Source organism: Allobosea sp. TAF32 (assembly GCF_052113585.1).
Lineage (GTDB): Bacteria > Pseudomonadota > Alphaproteobacteria > Rhizobiales > Beijerinckiaceae > Allobosea.
This window is the reverse complement of record NZ_JBFRDM010000009.1, coordinates 429360-449734: the sequence shown is the minus strand read 5'-3', so window position 1 is coordinate 449734 and position 20375 is coordinate 429360. Positions and strand designations below refer to the sequence as shown.

General features: G+C 67.2%; 13 protein-coding genes. 7 read left to right on the top strand and 6 right to left on the bottom strand.

The window, feature by feature from the left end; genetic code table 11:
* Positions 1-186 precede the first annotated feature (186 nt).
* Complete coding sequence (locus AB4Z16_RS21935) at positions 187-1536, top strand: amidase (RefSeq protein WP_441513460.1); 1350 nt, start codon at positions 187-189, stop codon at positions 1534-1536.
* Positions 1537-1600: 64 nt separating this feature from the next.
* Complete coding sequence (locus tag AB4Z16_RS21930) at positions 1601-2713, top strand: M20 family metallopeptidase (RefSeq protein ID WP_441513459.1); 1113 nt, start codon at positions 1601-1603, stop codon at positions 2711-2713.
* Positions 2714-2978: 265 nt separating this feature from the next.
* Here AB4Z16_RS21930 and accC read toward each other — a convergent pair whose 3' ends face one another.
* From accC to AB4Z16_RS21915, 3 genes are all read right to left on the bottom strand, one after another.
* Positions 2979-4340: an acetyl-CoA carboxylase biotin carboxylase subunit gene (gene accC / locus AB4Z16_RS21925; RefSeq protein WP_441513458.1), complete on the bottom strand. Its 1362-nt coding sequence runs from the start codon at positions 4338-4340 to the stop codon at positions 2979-2981.
* Between the two features lie 41 nt (positions 4341-4381).
* On the bottom strand, positions 4382-4837 hold the full coding sequence (gene accB, locus AB4Z16_RS21920) for an acetyl-CoA carboxylase biotin carboxyl carrier protein (RefSeq protein ID WP_441513457.1): 456 nt from the start codon (positions 4835-4837) through the stop codon (positions 4382-4384).
* Between the two features lie 347 nt (positions 4838-5184).
* Positions 5185-5991, bottom strand: a complete 807-nt coding sequence (locus tag AB4Z16_RS21915) for a DsbA family protein (RefSeq protein WP_441513456.1) — start codon at positions 5989-5991, stop codon at positions 5185-5187.
* Positions 5992-6174: 183 nt separating this feature from the next.
* On the opposite strand from AB4Z16_RS21915, the gene AB4Z16_RS21910 reads away from it, so the two are divergent.
* Together AB4Z16_RS21910 and AB4Z16_RS21905 are read left to right on the top strand one after the other, a co-directional pair.
* Complete coding sequence (locus AB4Z16_RS21910; RefSeq protein WP_441513455.1) at positions 6175-7365, top strand: pyridoxal phosphate-dependent aminotransferase; 1191 nt, start codon at positions 6175-6177, stop codon at positions 7363-7365.
* A gap of 77 nt (positions 7366-7442) precedes the next feature.
* Positions 7443-9752 (top strand): mechanosensitive ion channel family protein, encoded by a 2310-nt coding sequence (locus tag AB4Z16_RS21905; protein WP_441513454.1) that lies wholly within the window; start codon positions 7443-7445, stop codon positions 9750-9752.
* 13 nt (positions 9753-9765) lie between these two features.
* Here AB4Z16_RS21905 and AB4Z16_RS21900 read toward each other — a convergent pair whose 3' ends face one another.
* Together AB4Z16_RS21900 and AB4Z16_RS21895 are read right to left on the bottom strand one after the other, a co-directional pair.
* On the bottom strand, positions 9766-10119 hold the full coding sequence (locus AB4Z16_RS21900; protein ID WP_441513453.1) for a hypothetical protein: 354 nt from the start codon (positions 10117-10119) through the stop codon (positions 9766-9768).
* Between the two features lie 134 nt (positions 10120-10253).
* Positions 10254-13034, bottom strand: coding sequence for an Rne/Rng family ribonuclease (locus AB4Z16_RS21895; protein ID WP_441513452.1), 2781 nt, complete (start codon positions 13032-13034; stop codon positions 10254-10256).
* 638 nt (positions 13035-13672) lie between these two features.
* On the opposite strand from AB4Z16_RS21895, the gene AB4Z16_RS21890 reads away from it, so the two are divergent.
* The 3 genes from AB4Z16_RS21890 (at position 13673) to prfB (ending at position 18942) form a co-directional block, all read left to right on the top strand.
* Positions 13673-14938: an N-acetylmuramoyl-L-alanine amidase gene (locus AB4Z16_RS21890; protein ID WP_441513451.1), complete on the top strand. Its 1266-nt coding sequence runs from the start codon at positions 13673-13675 to the stop codon at positions 14936-14938.
* 262 nt (positions 14939-15200) lie between these two features.
* Entirely contained in the window at positions 15201-17648 is a 2448-nt protein-coding gene (locus tag AB4Z16_RS21885; RefSeq protein ID WP_441513450.1) for a penicillin-binding protein 1A, read from the top strand.
* A 165-nt stretch (positions 17649-17813) separates the two neighbouring features.
* Positions 17814-18942, top strand: a protein-coding gene (prfB, locus tag AB4Z16_RS21880) for a peptide chain release factor 2 (RefSeq protein WP_441513449.1) whose coding sequence is annotated in 2 segments (ribosomal slippage) — positions 17814-17882 and positions 17884-18942 — 1128 coding nt in all. Because the reading frame shifts where the segments join, the coding sequence is not laid out codon by codon here.
* Between the two features lie 66 nt (positions 18943-19008).
* On the opposite strand, the gene AB4Z16_RS21875 is transcribed toward prfB, so the two are convergent.
* On the bottom strand, positions 19009-20316 hold the full coding sequence (locus tag AB4Z16_RS21875; RefSeq protein ID WP_441513448.1) for a M23 family metallopeptidase: 1308 nt from the start codon (positions 20314-20316) through the stop codon (positions 19009-19011).
* Between the last annotated feature and the right edge of the window lie 59 nt (positions 20317-20375).

Below are 20375 nucleotides of genomic sequence, written 5' to 3'. Positions count from 1 at the left end.
ACAGTTCACAGGAAGATGTCGTGCGCTCTGGCAGCGCGGGGATCGCCCGCGATCGCGGCGGGGCCGCCTTGCCTGCGCATAGCTATGCTGTTGGTCCGCAGCATGCCAAACATGCGCTGCCTCCCTCCGAAGGGCAGGCTGCCTGCTCCTCGATATCCTCCGCCTCGACCTGGTCCCGACAACATCATGGCTCGCACCCTTTCCGTCCTTGCCGATGATCTCGCCTCCGGCCGGACCACCTCGCTTGCCCTCGTGCGCGAGGCGCTCTCCCGGATCGACGCGCCGCAGGGAGAGGGAACGCTCGCCTTTATCAAGGTCCATCGCGAGGCGGCGCTCGCCGCGGCCGAGGCGATGGATAAACTGCGGACGGCCGGGCTCGCGCCGTCGCCCTTCGCAGGCATCCCGATCTCGGTGAAGGATCTGTTCGACCTCGCCGGCGAGCCGACCACGGCCGGCTCGACCGTGCTGGCCGATGCGGTCCCGGCCGAGCGCGACGCGCCGGCGATCGCGCGGCTGCGGCGCGCCGGCTTCATCGTGATGGGGCGGACCAACATGACCGAGTTCGCCTTCTCGGGGCTCGGCCTCAACCCGCATTACGGCACGCCGGCCTCGCCCTATGACCGCGCGACGCGCCGCATTCCCGGCGGCTCCTCCTCGGGGGCCGCCGTGTCGGTCGCGGACGGCATGGCCTATGCCGGAATCGGCTCGGACACCGGCGGCTCCTGCCGCATCCCCGCGGCGTTCTGCGGCATCGTCGGCTACAAGCCGACGGCCGCGAGCGTGCCGCGCGAGGGCGCCTTCCCGCTGTCGCAGACGCTCGATTCGATCGGCCCGCTCGCCAACAGCGTCGAATGCTGCCGTATCCTGCACGAGGTCATGAGCGGAGCGGAGCTGCCGAAGGACGTCCCGGCCAGCCTCGAGGGCCTGCGCATCGGCGTGCCGCAGACGATCGCGCTCGACGGGCTCGACGCGCATGTCGCGGCAAGCTTCGACCGGGCGCTGGAGCTGCTTGCGAAGGCCGGCGCCGCCGTGATCGATGCGCCCCTCGAACGCTTCGCCGAGGTTGCGCGACTCAACGCCAAGGGTGGCTTTGCCGCCTCGGAGGCCTACGCCCATCACCGCGCCCTGATCGAGGCGAAGGGCGATGGCTACGACCCGCGCGTGCGGACGCGGGTGCTGCGCGGCCGCAATCAGGATTGCGCCGACTATATCGAGCTCACCCATGCGCGGGCCGCCTTCGTCGCGGCGATGCGCGAGGATATTTCGGGCTTCGACGTGCTGGCGATGCCGACCGTGCCGACCGTCGCGCCGGCCATCGCCGAACTCGTGGAAGACGACGAGGCCTTCACCCGCATCAACCTGCTGATGCTGCGCAACCCGACGCTGATCAACATGATGGATGGCTGCGCGATCTCGCTGCCGATGCATCGTGGGGGCGAGGCGCCGGCCGGGCTGATGCTGGCGCGGGCCGGCGGCGGCGATGCGGCGCTGTTTGCGATCGCAGCGGCGGCTGAAGCCGCCCTGGCGGGACGCTGAGCCGCGCCGGGTGCCAGCAGGAGATGGCCTTCCGGGCCACCGCATCTTTGGAGAAAATGCCCCCATGAATCAGAACGATGCCGTCGCCGCGCTCTCCGTCTGGGTCGCGCTCGAGAGCCCTACGAGCCATCCCGCCGGGCTGAACGGCATGATGGACCTCGTCCAGAAGGATGTGGAAGGGCTGCCGATCGCGGTCGAGCGCATCCCGGGTCGTGACGGGCTCGGCGACATGGTCATGCTGCGCGCGGGCCTCGACAACGGCCAGCCGGCCGTCGCGGTGATGTCGCATCTCGACACGGTGCATCCGGTCGGCACGAGCGCCAAGGAGCTGCCGGTCAGGATCGAGGGCGACCGGCTCTATGGTCCCGGCGTCTACGACATGAAGGGCGGCGCCTGGCTTGCCTTGCAGGCCTTCAAGCAGGTCGCATCCGCCGGCAGCGCCAAACGGCCGCTGGTCTTCCTGTTCACGCCTGACGAGGAGATCGGCTCGCCGACCAGCCGCGGGCTGATCGAGGAGATCGGCCGGAAATCGGCAGCGGTGCTCGTCACCGAGCCGGCGCGGCAAGGCGGCAGGATCGTCACGGCGCGCAAGGGCGTCGGCCGCTTCGATGTCAGGCTCGAAGGCCGGCCGGCCCATTCCGGCTCGCGCCATGCCGATGGGCGCAGCGCCATCCGCGAGGCGGCGCACCAGATCCTCGCCGTCGAGGGCATGACCGACTATGCCCGCGGCATTACGACGAGCGTCGCGTTGGTCGGCGGCGGCACGGCCGCGAACGTCATCCCGCAGCACGCCTGGTTCAGCGTCGATTGCCGCGTGACCACGCTCGCCGATGGCGTGATGATGGAGAACCGCATCCTCAGCCTCAAGCCGCACGATCCCGATGTGAAGCTGCGCATCACCGGCGGCATGAACAGGCCGCCCTATGAAAAATCGGCGATGGTGGCGGAGCTGTTCGGACAGGCGCAGAAGGTCGCGGCCGGCATCGGATTCGACCTGCAGGACTGCCCGATGACGGGCGGCGGCTCGGACGGCAACTTCACCGCAGCGCTCGGCGTGCCGACCCTCGACGGTCTCGGCATTGACGGCGACGGCGCGCACACGCTGCAGGAATACGCGCTGATCTCCTCGATCGCTCCGCGGCAGGCGCTGATGAAGGGCCTGCTGGAGACGATCTGAGCGACGTTTGAGAATCGAGCCCTCATCCTGAGGAACTGCGGAACGCGGCGTCTCGAAGATGTTCCAGATGTCTCGCGCCCCCCGGCAACATCCTTCGAGACGCGCCTGTGGCGCTCCTCAGGATGAGGGCTCGGGGACTTCCCGGGCTCAGGCCTTTGGCCCGCCCGGGAATGTCGTTGCGGTTCCGCTGAGGAGTGCGTGATCGTCAAAACAAAAGCCCCTCGCGATGCGAGGGGCTTTGTCGTTTCCGGAGCTGCCGGCGCTCTCAGGCTTCCGGTTCGCCCATGCCACCGGCGGCGAGGAATTTCTCGAGCCAGTGGATGTTGTAGTCGCCGTTGAGGATGTCCGGGTTGCGGACCAGCGTGCGGAACAGCGGCAGCGTGGTGTCGACGCCGTCGACGACGAACTCGTCGAGCGAGCGGCGCAGGCGCATCAGGCATTCGTCGCGGTTCCGGCCGTGGACGATCAGCTTGCCGACCAGCGAGTCGTAGTGCGGCGGGATGGCATAGCCCTGGTAGGCGGCGGAATCGACGCGCACACCGAGGCCGCCCGGCGTGTGGAACGATGCAATCTTGCCGGGCGAGGGCCGGAAGGTCGCCGGATGCTCGGCATTGACCCGGCACTCGATGGCGTGGCCCTCAATGACGATGTCCGACTGCTTGAGCGAGAGCGGCGCGCCGGCGGCGATGCGGATCTGCTCGTTGACGAGGTCGATGCCGGTGATCATCTCGGTGACGGGATGCTCGACCTGGATGCGGGTGTTCATCTCGATGAAGTAGAACTTCCCGTCCTCGTAGAGGAACTCGATCGTCCCGGCGCCGAGATAGCCGAGCTCGGACATCGCCTTGGCGCAGACATCGCCGATCCGGTCGCGCTCGCCGGCATTGAGGGCAGGCGAGGGGCCTTCCTCCCAGACCTTCTGGTGGCGGCGCTGCAGCGAGCAGTCACGCTCGCCGAGATGGATGGCGTTGCCCCGGCCGTCGCCGAGCACCTGGATCTCGATATGGCGCGGCTTTTCCAGGTATTTCTCGATATAGACCGCGTCGTCGCCGAAGGCGGCCTTGGCCTCGGTGCGGGCGGTCTGGAGCGCGACGAGGATTTCCTCCTCGCTGCGCGCGACCTTCATGCCGCGCCCGCCGCCGCCGGCCGCGGCCTTGATGATGACCGGGAAGCCGATCTCCTTGGCGATGCGCAGCGCATCGCCATCATCGCTGACGCCGCCTTCCGAGCCGGGAACGCAGGGGATGCCGAGGCGCTTCGCGGTGCGCTTGGCCTCGATCTTGTCGCCCATCACGCGGATATGCTCGGCCTTGGGGCCGATGAAGGTGATGTTGTGCTGGTCCAGGATCTCGGCGAAGCGGGCGTTCTCGGACAGGAAGCCGTAGCCGGGATGGACCGCGTCGGCGCCGGTGATCTCGCAGGCGGCGATCAGGGCGGGGACGTTGAGGTAGCTCTCGCGCGCCGGCGGCGGGCCGATACAGACACTCTCGTCGGCAAGGCGCACATGCATGGCGTTGGCGTCGGCCGTGGAGTGAACCGCGACGGTGGCGATTCCGAGCTCCTTGGCGGCGCGCAGGACGCGCAGCGCGATCTCTCCACGGTTGGCGATCAGAATCTTGTCGAACATCTTGAAACCCAAATCCGACCGGGCGGCGAGCGGCGCCACGCTCACTCGATCACCAGCAGCGGCTCGCCGTATTCCACGGGCTGGCCGTCCTCGACGAAGATGGCCGTGACCTTGCCGGCGCGCGGCGCGACGATGTCGTTGAAGGTCTTCATCGCCTCGACCAGCAGGATGCGCTCGCCCTGCTTCACGATGCTGCCGATCTCGACGAACGGCTTCGCCTCGGGCGAGGGGCGGCGATAGGCGGTTCCGACCATCGGCGAGTTGACCGCACCCGGATGGGCGGCGGTCGGCTTGCTTTCGACGGCGGCTGCCGCGACGGGGGCGGCTGCGACCGCCAGGGGCGCCGCGGCCGGGACCTGCACGGTCGTGGTGATGCTGCGGGCGACGCGAACGCGCAGATCGCCCTTCTCGACTTCGATCTCGGTGAGATCGGTCTGGTTCAGGAGCTCGGCGAGCTCGCGGACAAGTTCGGGATCGATCGGGCTCTTGGTCGCCATGGCGGGTGTCACCGTCTTCTTTAGATTCTCGGATGGGCCGCGGCCTGCGCCGCGAGCCCGTTCATTCGGATTCAGATGGCCTTCGCCGCCCACCCGTCCGGCAGCAGAGCCATGGCGTCGAACACGGGTTCAGCGTGCCCGCCGCCGCAGCTAGCCGTCCCGCGTGGTGCAGGCGGATTGGGGTGGGGTCCGTTCAGGACGCGGACGGAGACCATGTAAGGGCGTTGATTCCGGCGCCGCTCGCAGACGGCAGGAGCCGCCCTCATAAACGTTGCGGGCCGGCAGGGGAAGCCTGAACGGCGCCTGCCAGCCCGGCATGTCTCATTGCAGGGGGGCGGTGACCGGCCTCAGCCGGCGCATTCGGTCTTGCCGCAGCGGCGCACGGAGTCGATCTTCTGCTTGAGAGCGGCCTGTCCGACGGCGCCGAAGACGATCTCGTCGCCGACGATGAAGGCCGGCGTTCCGGTCAGGCCGAGCCTGTCGCCGAGCGCGACGGTATCTTCGATCGCGGCCTTGGTGGCGGGCGCCTCCATATCCTTCTTCAGTTGCGCGACATCGGCACCGATCTCCTTGGCGATGTCGAGCGCCTTGGCACCGTTGACCTTGCCCTTCACGGCCATCAGCTTGTTGTGGAAATCGAAGTACTTCTGGCCCTGGAGCTGGTTCTTGGCGGCGACGGCGACGCGGCTCGCCTCGACCGAATCCGGTCCGAGGATCGGGAAGTCCTTCAGCACGACGCGCAGCTTCGGATCGCTCTTGGCGAGAGCCGTCACATCCTCCATCGCCCTTTTGCAGAAGCCGCAGTTGTAGTCCATGAACTCGACGAGGGTGATGTCGCCCTCGGGATTGCCGATGATGACGGAGGTCGCCGGATCGCTGATCCGCGCCTTCTCGGCGGCGACGGCACCGCGCTGCGCCTCGGCCTGGGCAACGGTGTTGCGGCGCTCGAGCTCGATCAGAGCATCCTGGATGATCTCGGGGTTCTTCAGCAGCGTCTCGCGGATCAGGTCCGTCACCGCCTTGCGCTGCTCGGGCGAGAGAGGCTGGCCCTGCGCCATGGCGGGCGCGGCGGAGGCCGCGAGCCAGAGGCCAAGCGCGAGGCCGGCAGGCCGCAGGCAGGCGCGCGCCAGGCTGGTGAGGGTCCGGAAAGCCATCTGGTTGTCCTTTCAAAGCCGCTGGGCGCAGAACGATCCAACGGAACAAAGCACTCGTATGCGCGAGCTTGTGTGTGTTCGCCGCCCGAAGGTCAAATCACAGCTCTGCCAGCAGGGTGGCGGTTGCGGGCCGGCGCTGCCTCGGCTACGCGGGCTCGGCCCCTCGATGAACCGGACAAGTCGATGCAGAAGCCCCCGTTTTCGCCCGCTGCGCTGCCTGCGCTCGCCGAGCGCGCCGAGCGTGTAGCCCCCTTCATCGTCATGGACGTGATGAACCAGGCGGCCGCGATCGAGCGTCGCGGCGGCTCGGTGGTGCATATGGAGGTCGGCCAGCCCTCGGCGCCGACTCCGGCCTCGATCCGCGCCGCCGCGGCGCGGGCGCTCGAGGATGGGCGGATCGGATACACGCAGGCGCTCGGCACGGATTCGCTGAGGGATCGCATCGCACGCCATTATCGCGAAGCTTATGGCGTCGACGTGGCGGCCGAACGTGTCGTGGTGACGACGGGCTCCTCCGGCGGCTTCATTCTCGCCTTCCTCGCCTGCTTCCAGCCGGGCTCGCGGATCGCGATCACGGCGCCAGGCTACCCGGCCTATCGCAATATCCTGATCGCGCTCGGGCTTGAGCCGGTCGCGATCGAGGTTGGGCCCGAGACGCGCTTTGCGCTGACGCCCGAGCTGATCGAGCGATCCCATCGCGAGAAGCCGCTCGCCGGCGTGCTGACGATGAGCCCGGCCAACCCGACCGGCGTGGTGATGGCGCCGGACGCGATCGCCGAGGTCGCGGCCTGCTGCCGCAAGCTCGGGCTCTGGTACATCTCGGATGAGATCTATCACGGGCTGACTTATGACGCGCCCGCCACGACGGCGCTCGCGGCCGATCAGGACGCGATCGTCGTCAACTCGTTCTCGAAATACTATTGCATGACCGGCTGGCGCGTCGGCTGGCTCATCGTGCCCGAGCGGCTTGTGCGCACCATCGAGCGGCTCCAGCAGAATTTGTCGATCTCGGTGCCCTATCTCAGCCAGGTGGCGGGAGAGGCGGCCTTCGATGCGACGCAGGAATGCGAGGCGATCAAGGCGGGCTATGCACAAAACCGCGCCTTCCTGCTCAAGGCCCTGCCCGAGATCGGGCTCGGCGACTTCCTGCCGGTCGACGGCGCCTTCTACATCTATCTCGATATCGGCCGATATTCGAACGATTCCATGGCCTTCTGCCGCAGTGTCCTCGAAGAGGCCGGCGTCGCGATCACGCCGGGGCTCGACTTCGACGAAGGGCGCGGCGCCCGCACGGTGCGGCTCTCCTTCGCAGGCTCATTGGCGGAATGCAAAGAGGCGGTCTCTCGCATCGGTGGCTGGCTCAAGAATCGCTGAGGCATAGTGCCTCGTCCCCCTTGCCAGAATCCGCAGAAGCTCCGCATTCTCCGCTTCGGAGAAGGGGGAGATTGGCCATGGACGTCGCTGCAGCCGGCAGGGCTTCTGCGAGGCGCCTTTCAGCGCTCTCCTCAGCGATCCTGATCTGTGCGCTCGTTTCGCTCGTTCTTCTGCTCGGCTTCGGCTTGGCGGGAACGGCGCGCGCCGAAACCCAGGCCCCGGTCGTCCTCAATCTTCGCGGCGACGAGACGCCCGAAACGATCCGCAGGATGGTCGATGCGCTGTCGGGTCGGCCCGTGGAGATCCGGGTCGGCGGCGTGCCGGCCGCGGCGCCGCCGCCCGCGCCCGCGCCGACCGCTAAAACCAAGCCAGCTGCGGCAGCTCCCGCACCGGCCATCTCGATGGCGGATGAGGAGGGTTTCCAGGCCGAGGCCAGTGCGCTCGTCGACCGTTTCGTCGACGGCGTCGAATATAGTGGCGCCTCCATTCCCTCGGTCACCGAGCTGCCTGCCGACTGGGAACGCTCCTGGCAGCGCAATCTCAACGGCCGCGACGGGCCCACCGCCGGTTGGCGGATCGTCGGGATCGTCTGCCTCGCGCTCGCCATCGCCTTCGCGTTCCGGATCGCGACCGCCCGTTGGTTCGCGCGCAAGCGTCGGCCTTTGGGGCCGGAGTTCACTCCGCGCCTCATCGCCTCCTCATGGGGGCTACTCCAGGATGTCGCGACGATCCTGCTGGCACTCGCCGTGGCGAGAACGGCCCGCAACGCCTGGCTGCCGGCGGACGACCTCGCCATGCAGGCCCTGACGACGGCCGCAAACGGCGCCGCGATCGGCGCGCTCTATATTGCCGTCGGCCGGTTCCTGATTTCGCCCGATGCTCCCGAACGCCGTATCATGCCACTGCCGCGTGCCGAGCGGCATTTCCGCCGGCTGGTTGTCTATTCTGTTCTGACGCCGTTGATCGTGACAGGGATTCTGCTGGCCAACCAGGTCAGCTCCGGGCCGCGGCCCGTGACGGGGCTCATCGCGCTGACAGGGCTCGCCATCACGCTCTTCAAGATCTGGTGGTTCTATGACGGCCGGCATGATCTCGCGGTGCTGGTCCTGTCCGGCTCCCCCGAGCCCGGCCCGATCCGGCGGCTGATCGCGGCCGGGACAGCGTGGTTCTATATCGCGACGACGGTCCTGTTGTGGATGGTCAGCAGCGCCGCGGCGATGATGTCGAATGGCGGGCGCTGGGCGGAGGCCTCGGCGCTGACCCAGGTGGCGATCGTGATCATCCCCATCGTTGCCGTCGGGCTTGCTAGCTGGCTTCGGTGCCGTGCGGCCCGGCGCGAGGCAAAGCACGGTGTCACACCGATCCTGAGCGCCGGCAGTGCCGCTGTCCGGGCCGCCGCTCTGGGGGTGATCTGGGCGGCCGGCTTCTACATTATCGCACGGCTTTGGGCCGGACTTCTTCTTGGCGTCAGCTCTGCGCAGTTCGCTGCCGTCATGCGGCAAACGGTCGGCGTCGCCGTGTTCGCCTTCGCCGGCTGGGTCGCGCTCGTCTTCCTCCACGCCTTCTTCGACGCCTACACGCCGCAGCGCCGTGTCGTCGGCCCCGCCGACGAGGACGTAGCCCATGATGAGGGAGTGCCGAGCCGGCTTGCGACGGTGCTGCCGGTGCTGCGCGGCGTCGTCCTGGGCGCAGTGCTCGGCCTCACCATCCTGGTGGTGCTGTCGCGTCTCGGCGTCGACATCGGCCCACTGCTGGCGGGTTTCGGAATTCTCGGCCTTGCGATTTCCTTCGGCTCGCAGGCCCTGGTGCGCGACATCGTATCCGGCGTGTTCTTCATGCTCGAGGATGCTTTCCGCGTCGGCGAGTATGTCGATACCGGCCGGCTCAAGGGAACTGTCGAGAAGATCTCGTTGCGCTCGATGCAACTGCGTCATCAGAGCGGCCAGATCCACACCGTGCCCTTCGGCCAGGTGCAGTCGCTGACCAATGCCAGCCGCGACTGGGCGACGGTGAAGTTCAACGTTCGCCTCGATCACTCCGCCGATATCGAGCAGGCCCGCAAGGCCATCAAGAAGGTCGGCCTCGCGCTGCTGGAAGACCCGGAATACGGGCCGCACTTCATCGCGCCGCTCAAGATGCAAGGCGTGGCTGATATCACCGACCAGGCGATCGTGGTCCGGCTGAAGTTCACCGGGAAGCCCAATCAGGCGTCGATGCTGCAGCGCGAGGCCTTGAAGCGCGTCTATCGTTCGCTGAACGAGGCCCACATTCCCTTCGCGTCCAACGCGGTCACGGTGCGCGGCGGCGAGGGCGGGGCGCAATCCAGCGCGGCAGCGGCGATCGCGACGGTGCCGCCTCCGACACCGCTCGCACCAGCGGCGAGCTGAGCGGGTCTCGCTTCTAAAGCAGGAAGAACAGGCCGAAACCGATAACCGTCAACCCGCCGCCGAACAGGCTGGCGAGGCGCGCGGCACGGGCGAGGGCGCCACGTTCGGCACTGCGATGCGCGCGCTCGGCGTGGTGCAAGCCCGCCTCGGAGCGATACTGTTCGGCGTGGAGATCGGGCGTCATTTGCGGGCCGATCGGCCGATTGCCTTCGAGCTCGATCCTGACGGCGAGGAAGGCGACGAGGAGCCCGACGAGCCCGACGCCGAACCAGCCTACTGCGCGCCAGGCGAGATAGGCCAGACCGATCAGCCCCACCGCGCACAGGAGGAGCAGAACGTCACGTTCCCTGTTTCGAGGCGGCGGCATCTGCTTCCTCCCGTCCCGGCGATCAGCCGGCGACCACAATGCCGGGTCGAGACGCGGCCGCCAAGCGCCCCCGAAAAACAAAGCCCGCCGCTGGTGGCGGCGGGCTTTGCATCGATCGTTTCGGAAGCGAGCGCTCAGGAGCGGCCGGCGAGCCTGTTCCACCAGCCGCCGCGCTTCGGGCGGTTCGGGTCCGGCTCCGTCAGCACGACCGCAACGGGCTCTTCCGCGGGGGCCCGAGCGGGAGCCGGCTCAGGCGCCGGAGTGGGCTCGGCCGGGGCTGCAACGGGCTCGGGCACTGCGGCCGGGGCCTCAGGCTGCGCCTCGGCAGCGGCCGGAGCGGTCTCGGCAGCGGCTTCCCCGCCTTCGGTGATCGGCACGACCTTCTTGCGCGAGCGGCTGCGCTTGGGCTTCTCCGCCGGCGCGGCTTCGGCCGTGGCCGTCTCCGTCTTGGCTTCAACCTCCTTGGCCTCGGCCTTCGGCTTGCGGGCGCGGCTGCGCTTCGGCTTTGCCGGCTCCGCAGGCGCCGCCTCTTCGGCAGCCGGTTCCGGCGCGGCCTCAGTGGCAGGAGCCTCGATCACGGCCTCGGCAACGACCTCGACATCCGTGCCCTCGGCCGCGTCGTCTCCGTCCTCGCCCTCATCGCCCTCGGCGTCCTCGCCGTGACCCGCTTCGAGCTGCTGGCCCTGGTCGTCGCGCTCTCCGCCACGCCGACGACGGCGGCGACGGCGGCGGCGGCGATTCTCGCGGTCGCCTTCGCCGCGTTCGTCCTGGGCTTCGCTGGCAGTCGTCTCGTTGTCGCCGGTCTCGGCATCGAGCGCGGCAGCCTCGGCCGCAGCATCCAGCGCCTCGTCATCGACATCGGAGGCGATGGCTTCGGCCTTGAAGCTGGTCGGGATCACCCGGCCTTCATTGCCGACGAACTCGCCGCGCTCGACCTCGAAGTAGCGGGTGCCGAGCAGGTTCGGATCGGTCGAGACCGTGATCGCGATAGCGAACCGGTTCTCGAGATCGGCCAGATGCGCGCGCTTCTGGTTGAGGACGTAGAGCGCGACCTCCGGCCGGGTGCGGACGGTGAGGTTGTGCGAGGCGCTTTTGATCAGGGTCTCCTCCAGCGCACGCAGGATCTGCAGCGAGACGGACGACGTCGAACGGATCATGCCGGCGCCGGCGCAATGCGGGCACGGGACAGAGGAGCTTTCGAGCACGCCGGTGCGGATGCGCTGGCGCGACATCTCCAGCAGGCCGAAGGCCGAGATGCGGCCGACCTGGATGCGGGCGCGGTCGTCCTTGAGGCACTCCTTCAGCTTCTTCTCGACCGCCCGATTGTTCCGGTTTTCCTCCATGTCGATGAAATCGATCACGATGAGGCCGGCGAGGTCGCGCAGGCGGAGCTGGCGAGAGATTTCCTCTGCAGCTTCGAGATTGGTCTTGAGGGCGGTGTCCTCGATATTGTGCTCGCGGGTCGAGCGACCCGAGTTGATGTCGATCGCGACCAGCGCTTCCGTCTGGTTGATCACGAGATAGCCGCCGGACCTGAGCGTGACGGTGTTCGAGAACATCGCGTCGAGCTGGCTCTCGACGCCGAAGCTGGCGAATAGCGGGGTCTGCTCGCGATAGGGCTTCACGCTCTTGGCATGGCTCGGCATGAGCATGCGCATGAAGTCCTTGGCCTCGCGATAAGCCTCCTCGCCGGCGACGTGAACCTCGTCGATATCCTTGTTATAGAGGTCGCGGATCGAGCGCTTGACGAGGTTGCCCTCCTCATAGACCAGCGCCGGGGCGACAGAGGCCAGCGTCAGCTCGCGCACGCTCTCCCACATCCGCATCAGATACTCGTAGTCGCGCCGGATCTCGACCTTGGTGCGCGAGGCGCCGGCCGTGCGCAGGATGAGGCCCATCCCCTCGGGAACCTCGAGCTCCTGGGCGATCTCCTTGAGGCGCTTGCGGTCCTCGGCGTTGGTGATCTTGCGCGAGATGCCGCCGCCCTTGCCGGTGTTCGGCATCAGCACCGAATAGCGGCCGGCGAGCGAGAGATAGGTGGTGAGCGCCGCGCCCTTGTTGCCGCGCTCTTCCTTGACGACCTGGACCAGGATGATCTGGCGGCGCTTGATCACCTCCTGGATCTTGTACTGGCGGCGCGACTGCCGGTGCGGGCGCTCCGGCATGTCGTCGAGGGCGTCGCCGCCGCCGAGCTGCTCGGGAGCCTCTTCGGCCTCCTCGCCGTTCTCCTCGTCGTCGCCATCCTCGGAGCCTTCGTCCTCGGACGGCTTGCGGGCCTCGACTTCCGAAGCCTCGGCGTCTTCCACGGAAGCCGAGTCCTCATTCGCCGAGGCGGTCGCCTCGACCGTCTCGAAAGTCAGCGGGGCGGCATTCTCGGCGGCGTCCTCGGTCGTCGATTCGGCAACTGCCGGGGCGAAGTACTCGCCGAAGGCCGGCGCGCCCTCGTTGACCATGGCGGCTTCCTTGCCGTCGGTCTCGACGCGGTCCTCGCCATTCGCCTCGACCTCGGCCGAGACGGTCTCGTCGGCCGCGGCCTTCTTGGCGCGGTGGTCACGGTCGCCACGGCGCCCGCGATCGCGGCGGCCGCGCTTCTCGCGGCGCTCCTCGTCGCGCTCCTCGTCGCGTTCGGCACGCGCCTCGTCCTCGATGAGCGCCTGCCGGTCGGCGACGGGGATCTGATAGTAGTCCGGGTGGATTTCGGAGAAGGCGAGGAATCCGTGCCGATTGCCGCCATACTCCACGAACGCCGCCTGAAGCGACGGCTCAACGCGCGTCACCTTGGCGAGATAGATATTCCCCCGCAGCGGCTTGCGGCTGGCGGATTCGAAATCAAACTCTTCGACGCGGGATCCGCGGACCACCACGACCCGGGTCTCCTCCGGGTGGGTGGCATCGATAAGCATCTTGTTGGCCATATGAAACTTCCATTGGCGCGGTCGCCTGTGCAGGCGCGGCTACGGATGAGAATCCGCCGCCGCGGCCAGGGGCGCCGCGCTGAGGCCGGAACGAGCCGGCATGTTGCAGGAGGTGGGAAAGACTAGCCTGGACAGGAATACGGCTCGGGAGCGCTGCTCGGGCTTGAAGCCCGGCGCGGTCCCGCAGGTTCGGACGGTTCACCTCAGGTGCTAGCGTCGTCTTTTGCCCCGTCATCTGTCCTGACCTGCGATGCGTCTGCCTGGCGGCCGGCCCATCGCGTTTGCACGCTCGCGAGACAAGGTGGGGCGCAGAACACTCGCAATCCCCGTACCAACCGTCTGCGGACGATCCGTTGTGGCTACCCGCCGCCGCTCCCGAGGGAGAAGGTGGCACAGCCTGACCGGACGCCGACGGATCGCTCGATCCGGGTGTGTCCCATGGGCAGGCTGACGGGCAGCCAATTCCATTACAGACAGGTGATGGTGATTTGCAAGTCACATGACAGCCGCATTTCGCCGACCCGGTCCCCGAGCGGTTCACGCCCTCCTTGAGAGGTGGTAACCGCCTCTTAAGATTTCACCCCCGTTATGGTTAAGCCTTGGTAATATCGAACGGGATTTTCCAGCTGTTTTCGCGCATGCGCCACGCTGTTCAGGGTCCGGAAGGTCGATCGTCCCGCAATATCCTGCGGGGTGCCGCCTTCATCGCCTTGGCCTGCGGGCTCATATTCGCCTCCGTGCCGGCGCGCAGCGAGAGCAAGCCGCAGAACGAGTATCCGGTCGCGACCGATGCGCGCCTCGAGCAGAGCGGCGACAGCGTGCGCCTGACCATGACGATGTCTTCGATGGTCGAGATCGAGGCTTGGGTGCAAGCCTCGCCGGACCGCGTCATCGTCGAGATGCCGTCGACCAACTTCCAGATCCAGGGCAGTGCGAAAAAGGCTGCCGGCTTCGTCAGCGCCTATCGCTACGGCCTCTTCACCGCCGACAGGGCCCGAATCATCATCGATCTTTCGCAGCCGGCCACGATCGCCAGGACCGAGGTGAAACCCGTGCGCGGCGGCTTCGGCGAGCTCACGATCGAGCTGAAGAAGGCTGCGCGTGCCGATTTCCTGGCCGAGGCGGCCAAGGCAAAGAAAGTGCAGGAAGCGCCTGCGCCGGCGCTTCCCGCCGCCAAGCCCCGCGGCGAGACGCGCCGCGTCGTCGTCATCGATCCCGGCCATGGCGGTATCGACCCCGGCACCATGGTTGCTTCCATCTCCGAGAAATCGGTCGTGCTCGCCTTCGGCAAGGCGCTCAAGGAGCAGTTGGAAGCCTCCGGCCGCTATCGCGTCGTGATGACCCGCGACGACGACCGTTTCGTCTCGCTTTCGGACCGGGTGCAGACGGGCCGCGACGAGCAGGCCGACCTGTTCATCTCGATCCATGCCGATTCGCTGATGCAGGCGCAGGATGTGCGTGGCGCCACCGTCTATACCCGCTCCGAGCGGGCGACCGACGCCGAAGCAGCCAAGCTCGCCGCCAAGGAAAACGAGGCGGATGCGGCAGCAGGCCTGGAGACGCGCGAGGAGGTTCAGGATGTCGCGGGCATCCTGATGGATCTGGCACGCCGCGAGACGCGGACCTTCACCGGCGTGTTCGCCCGCAACCTCGTCGACAAGCTCGGTGGCTCGATCAAGATGCACAAGATTCCGCTGCGCTCGGCTCGTTTCTGGGTGCTGAGCGCGCCGGACGTGCCCTCGGTGCTGATCGAGCTCGGCTACATGTCGAGCCCAAAGGACGCCGAACTGCTGAATTCGCCCGAATGGCGCGGCAAGGCGGTGACGGCGGTCTCGGCTGCGGTGGAAGACTATTTCGCCAGGGAGCGCGCCTCCGTCGGCAAGGCAGCGGAGAATCGCAACTAGAGCATCTTCGAGCGAGGCGAATACTGGTCACGCGAAGAAAATGCGACCAAACAGGGAGATGGAGCGTCGCGGCGATTCGGAGAAGCCGCGCTGGATGCTCCGGTATCGCGGTGGTGCCGCTGCGTTCCGACCCAGTGTCGGATCATGCCGAATGTGGTCGCAAGGCCACGGTTCCGCCATCTACGTCATGTTATAGCTCTGATTTGCGACGCGCCCCGATTTGGCGCCCGTCGGGTGGCAGAGATGGGGTCCAAGGCCTGAGATGCGGTTCATTCTGCGAATCTTCGGATGGTTGTTCGCCGCCGGCGCGATCGCCTTCGTGATCGTTGCTGCCTTGGCCGGCGGCCTGATCTGGCATTATTCGCAGGACCTGCCCGACTACGCCCAGCTTCGGAATTACGAGCCGCCGGTGATGACGCGCGTCCATGCGGGCGACGGCAGTCTGATCGCCGAATATGCCCGCGAGCGGCGTCTGTACCTGCCGATCCAGGCTGTGCCGAAGCTCGTCGTCGACGCCTATATCTCGGCCGAGGACAAGAATTTCTACAAGCATATGGGCGTCGACCCCGAAGGTCTCGTCCGCGCCGCGATCTCCAACTATCGCAACCGCAGCGCCAACCGCCGGCCGCAGGGCGCCTCGACCATCACCCAGCAGGTCGCGAAAAACTTCTTCCTGAGCCCCGAGCAGTCGATTGAGCGCAAGATCCGCGAGGCGCTCGTCGCGCTGAAGCTCGAATCGACCTATTCGAAGGACAAGATTCTCGAGCTCTATCTGAACGAGATCTATCTCGGCGCGCCGGCCCCGGGGCAGGGCAGCTATGGCATAGCCGCCGCCGCGCTGAACTATTTCGGCAAATCGGTCCACGAGCTCAACCTTCAGGAAGCGGCCTATCTCGCCGCCCTGCCGAAGGCGCCCTCCGATCTGCATCCCTTCCGCAACCGCGACCGTGCGATCGAGCGCCGCAACTACGTCATCGACCGCATGGTCGAGAACGGCTACGTCAAGCGCGAGGTCGGCGAGGAAGCGAAGAAGCAACCGCTCGGCGTCAATCCGCGCGCGGTTTCGCCGAACCAGATCGCGGCCGGCTATTTCGCCGAGGAGATCCGGCGCGAGCTTCAGGACCGCTACGGCGAGAAGAAGCTGCTTGAGGGCGGCCTGTCTGTCCGCGCCACCGTCGATCCCAAGACTCAGCTGATGGCGCGCAAGGCGCTTGTCGATGGCCTCGTGCGCTTCGACGAGGCGCGTGGCTGGCGCGGCGCGATCCAGAAGCTCGACACCGGCAAGGACTGGGGCGGCGCCATCGGCGAACTGCCTGTCCTCGGCGACGTCGCGCCCTGGCGGCTTGCGGTCGTGCTCGAGTCCAATGGCGACAGCGCCAAGCTCGGCCTGCATCCGCTGCGCGACAATGCCGGCCACCTCAACAAGGAGCGCCAGACCGTCACGCTTGCCGCCGACGGCATCAAGTGGACGCGCCGGGCGCGTGTCTCGCAGGCGGTTTCGGTTGGCGATGTCGTCTATGTCGAGCCGATGGAAAGCCGGCCCGGCTTTGCGCGCCTGCGCCAGCTGCCCGAGGTCAATGGCGCCATCGTTGTGATGGACCCGTTCTCGGGCCGCGTGCTCGCCATGGTCGGCGGCTTCTCGCACGACCAGTCGGAATTCAATCGCGCGACGCAGGCGCTGCGCCAGCCGGGCTCCTCCTTCAAGCCATTCGTCTATGCGACGGCGCTCGACAACGGCTACACCCCGTCGAGCATCGTGCTCGACGCCCCGATCGAGATCGACCAGGGCCCGGGCCTCGGCATGTGGCGCCCGGAGAACTACGACGGCAAGTTCACCGGCCCGCGCACGCTGCGCTACGGCATTCAGTTCTCGAAGAACCTGATGACGGTGCGCCTCGCCAAGGATGTCGGCATGCCGCTGATCGCGGAATATGCCCGCCGCTTCGGCGTCTATGACGATCTGCAGCCCGTCCTCTCGATGGCGCTCGGCGCTGGCGAGACCACGGTCATGCGTATGACGGCGGGCTATTCGATGCTCGTCAATGGCGGCCGGCGCATCCGCCCGACGCTGATCGACCGCATCCAGGACCGCACGGGCACGACCATCTATCGCCATGACCAGCGCGTCTGCGAAGGCTGCAACGCCGACAAGTGGGCGAACCAGTCGGAGCCGCGCCTGATCGATAACCGCGAGCAGGTGCTCGATCCGCTGACCGCCTACCAGATGGTCTCGATCCTCGAAGGCGTGGTCAACGCCGGTACGGCGACGGTGGTCAAGTCGGTCGGCAAGCCGCTCGCCGGCAAGACCGGCACGACCAACGACGCCAAGGACGTCTGGTTCGTCGGCTTCTCGCCGGACCTCGCGGTGGGCGTCTATATGGGCTTCGACAAGCCGAAGTCGCTCGGCACCTCCGCCACCGCCGGCCAGTATGCCGCGCCGATCTTCCGCGACTTCATGACGGTCGCGCTGAAGGACAAGCCGGCTACGCCGTTCCGCGTGCCGGCCGGCATCAAGCTGATCCGCGTCGATCCGAAGACCGGTATGCGGGCTGGCGGCGAGGGCGGCATTCTCGAAGCCTTCAAGCCGGGTACCGCGCCGCCGGACAGCTATTCCGTGATCGGTGCGGCGGGTGACGGCAGCGCGCCGCTCTCCGTCGGCCCCGGCGCCGGTGGCCGCGCCATCGGTTCGGGAACCGGCGGCCTCTACTGAGCGGACGACCGTTTTGCGGTGCCCGGAGTTCTGCTCCGGGCATTTTGCTATTCGAGATTGCATTCGCCCTCGCAGGTTCAGGCCAAGGCGGGCGTTTACAGCCGCGGCTTTCACCCCTATCTCAACGCTCGAACACAGAGCTCACAAGGACGTTTCGACGGAATCATGCGCCCCGAAATCCAGACGCAACTCGATAACGCCAAGCAGTCGATCGGACTGCTGAGGAGGCATCTTTGACTGGGATCAAGCCCAGCGCCGCCTAGCGGAACTCAACGCCCTCTCGGAGGGACCCGATTTCTGGAACGATGCCGAAGCCGCGCAGAAGCTGATGCGCGAGCGAACCTCGCTGGAAACCCAGATCGAGGGCATCACCAAGCTCGAACGCGAGCTCGACGACGCGCTCACGCTGATCGAGCTTGGCGAGATGGAGGAGGACGAGGCAACCGTCACCGAGGGCGAGCAGGCGATCAAGGCCATTCAGGACGAAGCGGCGCGCCTTCAGGTCGAGACGCTGCTCTCCGGCGAAGCGGATATGCTCGACACCTATATCGAGATCCATCCCGGCGCGGGCGGTACCGAGAGCCAGGACTGGGCCGAGATGCTGCTGCGCATGTATCGGCGCTGGGGCGAGCGGCGGAAGTTCAAGGTCGAGACGCTCGAATATCAGGACGGCGACACCGCCGGCATCAAGTCGGCGACACTCCAGTTCAAGGGGCATAACGCCTATGGCTGGCTGAAGACCGAATCCGGCGTGCATCGGCTGGTGCGCATCTCGCCCTTTGATTCGAACGCGCGGCGTCAGACTTCCTTTGCCTCGGTCTGGGTCTATCCGGTTGTCGACGACCGCATCGTCATCGATGTGAAGGAGTCGGACTGCCGGATCGACACTTATCGCGCGCAGGGCGCGGGCGGGCAGCACATCAACACGACCGATTCGGCCGTGCGTATCACGCATCTTCCGACGGGGATCGCGGTCTCCTGCCAGCAGGAGCGCTCGCAGCACAAGAACCGGGCCAAGGCCTGGGACATGCTGCGCGCACGGCTTTACGAGGTCGAGCTGAAGAAGCGCGAAGAGAAGGCCAATGCCGAGCAGGCCTCGAAGACCGATATCGGCTGGGGCCATCAGATTCGATCCTATGTGCTGCAGCCCTATCAGCTCGTGAAGGATCTGCGCACTGGAGTGGCCTCGACAGACCCTTCCGCGGTGCTCGACGGCGATCTCGACCCGTTCATGGAGGCATCGCTGGCCCAGCGCGTCTACGGAACCGAGGTCGAGGTCGAGGACATCGACTGAGCGATCCACCGCTTCCACACAGAAAAGCCGCGCGACCTGCGCGGCTTTTTTCGTTTTGGCCGAGGCTCAGAGCGCGTTGGCGAGGAGCTTGCCGCCGGCGCGCAGGAAGCGCGTGGGATCGACCGGCTCGTCGTTGATGCGGGTCTCGTAGTGCAGATGCGGGCCGGTCGAGCGGCCGGTCGAACCGACGCGGCCGAGAACCGAGCCGGTCTTCACGATTTGGCCGACAGAGACCGAGATCGCCGACATATGGGCGTAGCGCGTGCTCAGACCATTGGCGTGCTCGACTTCGACCATGTTGCCGTAGCCGCCATTGTACTCGGCGGCGACAACCTTGCCGGGCGCGGTGGCGAGGATCGAGGCTCCCGTCTCGGCCCGGAAATCCACGCCGGTATGCAGGGCGAGCCCGCGGGTGAAGGGGTCGGTCCGGTATCCGAAATTCGACGTGAAATCGTGGTCGCCGGCCATCGGCCGGGCGAGGGGGAGCTGATCGATCACACCGCGCAGGCGCATGACCGAGGCCATGCGCGGCTGCAATGCGGTCAGCGTCGCCTCGAACGGGCCGGCGGCGGGGTCGAGCTTGACCGGGACGAAGGGGCCGCCGACACCACCTGCATTGCCCGGGGGCGAGAGGCGCTCGGCGTCGAGGCCGGTTTCCGCCAACGCGGTGCGGAGCCGCTTCTGGGTCGCGGCCAGCGTTTCGTCCATGTCCTTCAGCGCGGCGATCTGGGCTTCGGTCGTGCTCGCCATCGCCTTGTCGAGCCGGGTCAGCGTGGCTTCGACGCGCTTGGCGGGCGGCTCGGCCGGCGCCTCGCCCGATTGCCAGCCCTCGGCGGCATTGGCCTCGGCGCCGCGCAGCGGCGGCGCTTCCGGGGCCGGCATCGGCTTGGTCGGCATGATCGGCGCGAAACTCGTGACGCCGGAAGCGCGGATCGGCTCGGCCGGCTTGATGACGTTCGCGCGCAGCGGCAGCTTCGCGGCCGGCGCGAGGCCGTTCGATTGCAGGGAATCGGCGAGGGCGGTGACGAGAGACTGGCGCGATTCGAGTTCGGCCTGCCGGGTTGCGAGTTCGTCGACTCGTGATTCGACGCCGTCCTGGTCGAGCAGGGCACGGCTGGCATAACGGTCGATATCGGCGCGCAATGCCGCGATCCGGTCTTCATAGGCGTATTGGCGGGTGGTTTCGCGGGCTATCAGCCGGGCGGCGAGGTCGTCCCGGCTGAGGATGTACCAGGCGGCGCCGCCAGAGCAGGCCGTGGTGAGGGCGAGCCAGGCGAGCCCGGCGAGCATCGTCGAGCGGCGGATCGTGTAGGTCTTGTGGGTGACCAGGCCGACGGCCGAGAGAGCGGGGCCCGTTTGTGACTGATGATGCATACGCGGAACCGGAAAGAACGCTGCCGATGCCGCAATTAGAGATCGTTAGGGTTAATCTT